Source organism: uncultured Methanobrevibacter sp., from assembly GCF_937906425.1.
Lineage (GTDB): Archaea > Methanobacteriota > Methanobacteria > Methanobacteriales > Methanobacteriaceae > Methanobrevibacter.
Genome location: NZ_CALCYR010000129.1, coordinates 1 through 7,764, shown reverse-complemented (window position 1 = coordinate 7,764; position 7,764 = coordinate 1). Strand labels below are relative to the sequence as shown.

Sequence of the window (7,764 nt, the reverse complement as noted above, 5' to 3'; positions counted from 1 at the left end):
AAGTTTTTTTAATTTTAAATTTTTTTTAATCTATTTTTATTATTTTTTTTACTTTTTTAATGTCTTATTTGCTCTTAAATTTTTTTTAATCTATTTTTATTATTTTTAAAGTAAAATAATTTAAAATTTAATTTTCATTTTAGTATTTTGTCCAAATTTTCTTATTTTATTTTATCAATTGTAAAAACTTTGCATAATTAATTAATTTTTTATCAAGATTTAAATAATATTTAAAAAATAAATAATAATAATTAATTTTTAAAAATCGTTTTATGGGTGTAAGTTTGAAAAATAATATTAATAAAACTATTAAAATGCTCTCATTATTATTTATTTTATTTTTAGCTATTGGATTGGCATCTGCTAGTGATATTGGTTCAATAAATGGGGATAATGGGAATTTACAATTATCGAATGATGATTTAGATTATGTCGATTGTGATGGAGTTTCAGCTAATTCTGATTTTGCTGATTTAGATTATGTCGATTGTGGTGGAGTTTCATGCAATTCTGATTTAACTGTTTCAGAAGATGATTTGGCTGATTTAGACGATGATTTGTCCAGTTCAGCTAACTCTTTATCTGATAATAATATACACAAGTCTGCAGAAACTGTTTTAAAGTCTAATTATTTGTCTGAATCCAATAATATTACAGTCAATCATACAGGAAATGATTTAAGTGACATTCAAAATGCAATTGATTTGGCCAAACTTGGAGATACAGTTCTATTGGGAGATTACCAATACAATATCGGCAGTGGCCAGATTGAGTTAAACAAGGCCATAACCCTTTTAGGAACCGGTTCCACCTTAATCAACGGTACCGGCGGTGTCAAGGTAGGCTGTGTGATTGAAGTTAATCGTGTCTCAGGTGCAAGGATTCAAGGAATTGTATTTAACAATTATGAGGCTGATTTGAGCTATACAGACTATGACACATTATATGGTTGGGCAATTCGTTTAGACAGCGCAAGCAATATTCTAATAGACAACTGTTCCTTCATCAACTATAATAGGGAGGTAAACATAGACGGTTCCAATTATGTAACCGTAAGCAATTCCTATTTTACAGGAACAAGTACAAGAATAACCAATGGTAATGGTAAGGAAAGGGGAACCCGTGCAATTTCATTCTCTTCTGACTCCAAATATAACAGGATAATCAACAATACATTTGAAGGCTCTGTTCTTGATGGAATCAATGTTGATGCAGCATCCTCAAATGAGTTTATAGGAAATACATTCATCAATAATTCCTATGCAATCTTCCTTGATCATTCTGCAAGTGAAAATTTAACCATTGCAAACAATACATTTATTCATTGCGGTCATTTTGAAGCCCTTTATCAGGGACAGCCGGTAAATTACCAAAATTTACCTATAATCGATGCTGCAGCTTCATTCAGTGACTTTAAGATTGAAAACAATACATTCTATGTTACAGATTCCAATGTCTTAATCAAGACATCTGTTACAAGCGAGATTGGAAACGTTAGCATTAATGGAAATAATGTTATTCTATTGGATAATTCAAGTGATATAAATGCTTCAACAATCACCTTCTTTAGCTGTCCGGTCAAAGAATCCCTATTGTACCTTATTGGAAATATAGTGATTGCAAACAATTCAATGGATGAGGATATGGTCTATACTGACTTCGGATCCGATACCACTACCGTCAAGGATGGTGACCTTATCATCTACGGCCCTCGTGATGAGACAGAACTTAAAATAAATACAGACAGTCATCTTTATGCAAATCTTGTTAAAATAGGCTTTGTCTTGAATGGAATTAATTCCAAGTCTGTCCCTTATCCTTTAAGTGGAGATATCTCTGTTGATATATTTAATGAGGATTCAAGCCTATTCAATTCATATAATCTTACAATAATCGATGGAAATGGAGAATTGAACATTACAGACTTTGAAATTGCAAAGTATACTGTCTTTGCTAAGTTTTTAGGTGATGACAGTAATGAACCGGTAAATGCATCAAGTGAGATTGAAATATTGGACTATTCAAATACTGTACTTGTAAACCATACAGGAAATGACACTAAAGACATTATTGATGCAATTGAAAGTGCAGTGGCAGGAGACATTATTGATTTGGGAGATTATTCCTATAAGGATATTGAAACAATCACTATTGACAAGAACCTGAACTTCATTGGTGCAGAGACCAATATATCAATTGCCAAGGATTCAGATAGTGTTTTCCTTGTTCAAGACCAAACAGACCTTAGCATTTCAAACATTGGACTTAATTTTAGCAGTGACAATCAAAGTCTTGTCAATGTTAAAACAAGTGGCAATTTAGGTCAAATGGAATTGACCAATATAAGTGTTACAAGCGATAATGGCTTGGACAATTCCTCATTAAATCTTTTAAAGGTGGAATCCGATGATCAATTGGCATTTGACAATATTTATGTTAAGGACAATAAATTATTGAATGGAATGAAGGCTGTAAATCTTATTGCCCCTTCCAGAAAAGAAAGCACTCAGTTTGTTTTTAATAATTTAACCGCTACTGCAGTGGTAGCCAGTGAGGGTAAGGTCGGTGATTATTTCACTTTCACATTTAAAGATGGAAATGGAAAGGTATTGGTTGGCAAGAATATTAGTGTTGGTTTTAATGGCCATATTTACACTTATATAACTGATTCTAAAGGTCAGGCCCGTGTTCAAATCAATCTTAACACTCCTGGAGGATACACCTTTGCTTTATGTTTCTTAGGTGATGAGGATTATAATGCAAGCTTTGCAGTAGCTAAGATAACTGTTATTCAGAAGAAAATGAGTTTGACAGTTCCTGCAAAGACCTATAAGGCCAGTGCAAAGACAAAGACATTGACTGCTACATTAAAGGACAATAAGGGAAAAACAGTCAAGGGCAAAAAGATCAGTTTCACTGTAAATGGCAAGACATACACAGCAACAACCAATGCTAAGGGAATTGCTACTGTTAAGGTAAGTTTGTCTACTAAAAAGACTTACAGTTTCACTGTTAAGTTTGCAGGTGACAGATCTTATGGAGCAGTTACTAAAAAGGGAAAAGTAGTTATTAAATAATTACTTTTACTCATTTTTTTAGTTTTTTTAGTTTTTTAAACTATTTTTAAATTTTTTAATTTTCTTATTTTTCTTTAGTTTTTTTTTAAATTTTTCTTTAATTATCTATTTTTTTCTTTAATTTTCTTATTTTCTTATTTTCTTATTTTCTTATTTTTTTATTTTTTTTCAAACTTTTTTCTTTAGTTTTTCTTAATTTTTTATTATTTTTTTTCTTTAGTTTTTTTAAATTTTCTTAATTGAATACTATTTTTTTTCATTTATTCATTTTTTCCATGTTGAATAGTTTCTATTTTCTCTTATTTTTTATCATTTATTCCCTATTTTAATCAATTATTTTTTTCTTCGATATGTACACTTATATAAGTAAATTAAATTTATCAGTTTTATATAGTATTAAAAACATAAAAGAATATGTAAAAAGTTTTAATTATATGGGAATTAAATTCATATCGTTTTAATTTACAAGTTTTTTGTAAAATTTTTATATAAAAAACTATTTTTTTAAAAATCCAATTACCAAATATGTAATTCGAAAAGGTTTTTTATAATAGTTTTAAGTAGAATAATTAATTTTTTATTTCAAATATTCTATAATTATTATTTTTGGCTTTTTAGTTATTTTTTAGCTTTTTTAGTTAGATTTTAGCTTTTTAGTTATTTTTTAGCTTTTTTAGTTAGATTTTGGCTTTTTAGTTATTTTTTAGCTGTTTAGCTATTTTTAGCTTTTTAATTTTAACAAATAAAATTTTAATTATTGATGATTGTGATTTTTTCTATTATTATTGCTTTATCTAGATAAAGGAGTGAAAAAGTGAAAATAAAATTTAATAGGGCTTTGATATTTTTAGCTATTCTTAGTGTATTTATATTAAGTTTAGGTATGGTATCAGCTAGCGAAGACGGATTAAATTCAGATTATTCTATTGCTGATTCAGCTAGTTCTGCGGATTCAATTGCTTCTGATTTAAGCAGTTCTTCTGATTCTGTTTCTTCAGATTCTATTTCTACAGACTCATATATCACTGATTCAAGTCAAGACAATTCTGATTTAAAAAACAATTCCTATTCTAAATCAACTAATCCAAATACTCCTCAATATGGAGTTTCAACAATTCCGGTTGTACGTACAGGTGATGATGCTAAAGACATTCAGACTGCCATAAATACAGCAAGTTCTGGAGATGTAGTTGATTTGGGAGTTGGAGAATATAATGTCGGATATGCTCAAATTAACATTACAAAGAAAATCAGCTTTTTAGGTGCTGGAGACACTGTAATTAGAGGATATGGGTGTATTCAAGGCTATGAAAATGAAAGTGACACTTCCGTTGTTTACATTAGCGCAGCAAATGTTGCAGTGGAAGGAATCATATTTGAAAACATCAATCCTAACTTGGAATATACGGATTGGGATACCCTTTATGGCTGGGCATTGAAGGTAGGTCCATCTGCAAGCAATGTAAGCATTGACAAATGCAGCTTCATCAACTTCAATCATGGAGTATACTGTGAGGCAAATTACCTGACTGTGACAAATTCCTACTTTAACGGCACTACCACAAGATTATACACCTCATACAATACAGGAGGTAAGGAAAGAGGTACCAAATGTGTCCATTTGGATGAATGTAACAATGCATTGATTGCAAACAACACATTTGAGGGGCCTGTTCTTGATGCAATTCTTGTTGAATACGGTTCAAGCAATACAAGAATCCTTGACAATCAGTTCATAAACAATTCCTATTCAATCTACCTTTATGGAATATCTTCCAGTTATCAGGCTGCTTATGGTACCTTGATTGCAAACAACAGCTTTACAGACTGCGGTCACTTTGAGGCTCCTAATTTCAAGGACTATACCGCAATTTACACTTACTTGCCGATAATCGATGCAGAGGACACCTATCTATATGATGTCATTGTAACAGAAAACACATTCAATCTCAGAAATGATTCCATTGTTTTCCTAGGTCCTGAAGGTTCTGAATACATTTACGGCGGAGTGGAAATTTCCAACAATAATTTCTATGCGATAAATGAGAATGTGGATCCAAACACCATCTTTTTATTTTCAGTTTACAGCCTGATTGATGAGTTGGATTTGGAGTTTCCTCTTTTCTTTGAAGGAAACAATTACATTGATGGAATGTATGTAGCCCTATTTGAGGATTATTATGGTTATGGCTCTGACTATTGGGTTTCCTACTTCGGTGACTTGATTGTTCCAAGTAATACAGGTACATTCACTGAATTGAAAGTAAATGCAACAACAGAATCTTTGAATGCTGGCGATTCCAATCTAATTGTCTTTAATTTAACAGATCAATATGACAATCCATTGGATGAAAGCGTAAGAATTGTAATTCTCACTGATGATGATATTGAAACTCATGATGTCACCACCGTCAATGGACTTGGAAGCTACAGAATAAGCAATCTCCTCCAAGGCAGTTATTATGTTTATGTGGCTTATGGCGGAAGCATTAGCTACTATCCTATAATGGATGGAGTGAGCTTTAACGTTTCAGGCAAGCCTTCCAATCTTGCAATCAATACAAATGACATAGTTTCAGGTGAGATTGCACGTATCAACTTTACACTTGTTGACAATGACTTCAATGGAATCAATGGAAACCTTATTGTAAACATCCATAATGATGATTTCGATAAAAACTACACAGTGATTGTAAGCAGAGGCAGCGGAACCTTAAGCACAAAGGATTTGGTAAATCAAGGTGAATATGCAATAACTGCTGTATTTGAAGGAAATGATGAATATATGGCTTCAAATGCAAGTTCAAGCATTTATGTAACATCCAAGGAAAGTTCCCTTAAGATTACAGCTCCAGAGTCAATCATATCCGGCGAGTCATTTACCCTTAACATCAGCTTGACTGACCTCAATGACATTCCATTAAACGGTTCAGTCTATCTTAGCATAAATCAAGGCCGTGAAAAGGAGATTACAGTTTCAAGAGGTAAGGGATCTCTTGAGATTGACAGCCTTGTTGAAGTTGGAGAGTACTATATCACTGTCACCTATAATGGTGACAAGTCCAAGGTAAGCTCTGCCGATTCTGCAATCGTTAGCGTATTGCCAAGGGAAACTAGAATCTCCATATCATCTGTTAAAGAGGAAGAGCTCTATAATGGAGGATTATATAATCTAAGCATTGGATTAAGTTCCAACAACAGGAACATTGCTGGTGCTGTAGCCATTTCAATCGATGGCGAGTTCTTCGATTTATTGTATGTGAATGGTGAAAACACTTTCCTTCTTGAATTGGATGAGGCTGGAAACTACACAATTTTCGCTAATTATTATGGAGACACAGTTTATGCTCCTTCAAGTTCATCATATGTTCTTGAGGTAGATGGTGAAAGCGAGTATATTCTCATTAATCACACTGGAAATGATGTATTGGACATTCAAAGGGCAATCGATTCTGCAGAGCCTGGAGACATTATTAATTTAGGAAGCTATAACTATCAAAACATTTCCAATCTAAACATTACAAGTGATATTGTAATCATTTCAGAAAATGCAAATATATTTACCTCAAATGATGCTAGTCCTGTTTTCATTGTTCGTGATGATATAAGTGAGTTTATCGTTGATGGAATTACTTTTACCCTAAACAGCAACAATGATATTGTTTACTTTGAAAGTGAAGACTCTTGTAATGTCTTTTTCGAGATTAGCAACAATGAGTTCATAGCTGCAAGCCCTAAGGTTCAAGCTGAAGAGATTAGCCTTCTTTTAATCAATTCCACTTCAGATGACATCTTTGAAAATGGAGTCATAATCCTTAACAATACCTTGGTCAGTGGAATGAAAACCCTTACTGTTTTAAACACAAAAACAGATGAATCAAGTGACAATTCAAGCGGTGATTCAAGTGGCGATTCAAATGAAACTGCACCGGTTGTTTTAAGACAATCAAGTCAAATCCTTTGTGAAAACATGACCACCAATGCTATCAATACTGTTCTTGATGGCAGAAATGGTGAATACTTCAATTTCCAATTGGTGGACTCCAATGGAAAGGCATTGGCCAATAAGATGGTTTATGTTGGATTCAATGGACATGTCTATAATTATACAACAGATGCTAATGGAAGTGCTAAAACCCAAATAAACCTTGGTGTTAAGGGAGGATACACATTTGCCATATGTTTCCTTGGTGATGATGAATATAATGCAAGCTTTTCAGTTGCCAAGATTACAGTTGAGCCAGAGCCTGTAAAACTTACAACAGCTCAAAAGACCTATAAGGCAAGTGCAAAAACAAAAACATTAACAGCGACCTTCAAGACCTCAAGAGGGTCTGCAATAAGGGCTAAGAAGATTACATTTACAGTAAATGGCAAGTCTTACACTGGAACAACTAATTCCAATGGAATTGCAACAGTCAAGGTCAGTCTTTCCAAGAAAGGAACCTATTCTTTCACTGCCAAATTCGCAGGAGACGAAAGATACAAGGCTACTGCTGTTAAAAGCACTTTAAAGATTAGTTAGAAAAAATAGTTAATAGAATAGTATTTTTACTATTCTAATTTTTATTTTATTTTATACTTTTTTATTGTTTTAGTTAAATCCGTGTTAATGTTTTTTTCATTATTTTTTAATTATTTTAATTTTTTCCAAGATCGGAAGAGCACACGTCTGAACTCCAGTCAC

The 7,764-nt window shown here is 32.5% G+C and carries 2 protein-coding genes; both read left to right on the top strand.

Going from position 1 to position 7,764, the window contains the following annotated elements; all coding sequences use genetic code 11:
* Positions 1 to 284 precede the first annotated feature (284 nt).
* Entirely contained in the window at positions 285 to 3,077 is a 2,793-nt protein-coding gene (locus Q0138_RS03750; RefSeq protein ID WP_297981103.1) for an Ig-like domain-containing protein, read from the top strand.
* Positions 3,078 to 3,891: 814 nt separating this feature from the next.
* Entirely contained in the window at positions 3,892 to 7,602 is a 3,711-nt protein-coding gene (locus Q0138_RS03745; RefSeq protein WP_297981100.1) for an Ig-like domain-containing protein, read from the top strand.
* Positions 7,603 to 7,764: the final 162 nt, after the last annotated feature.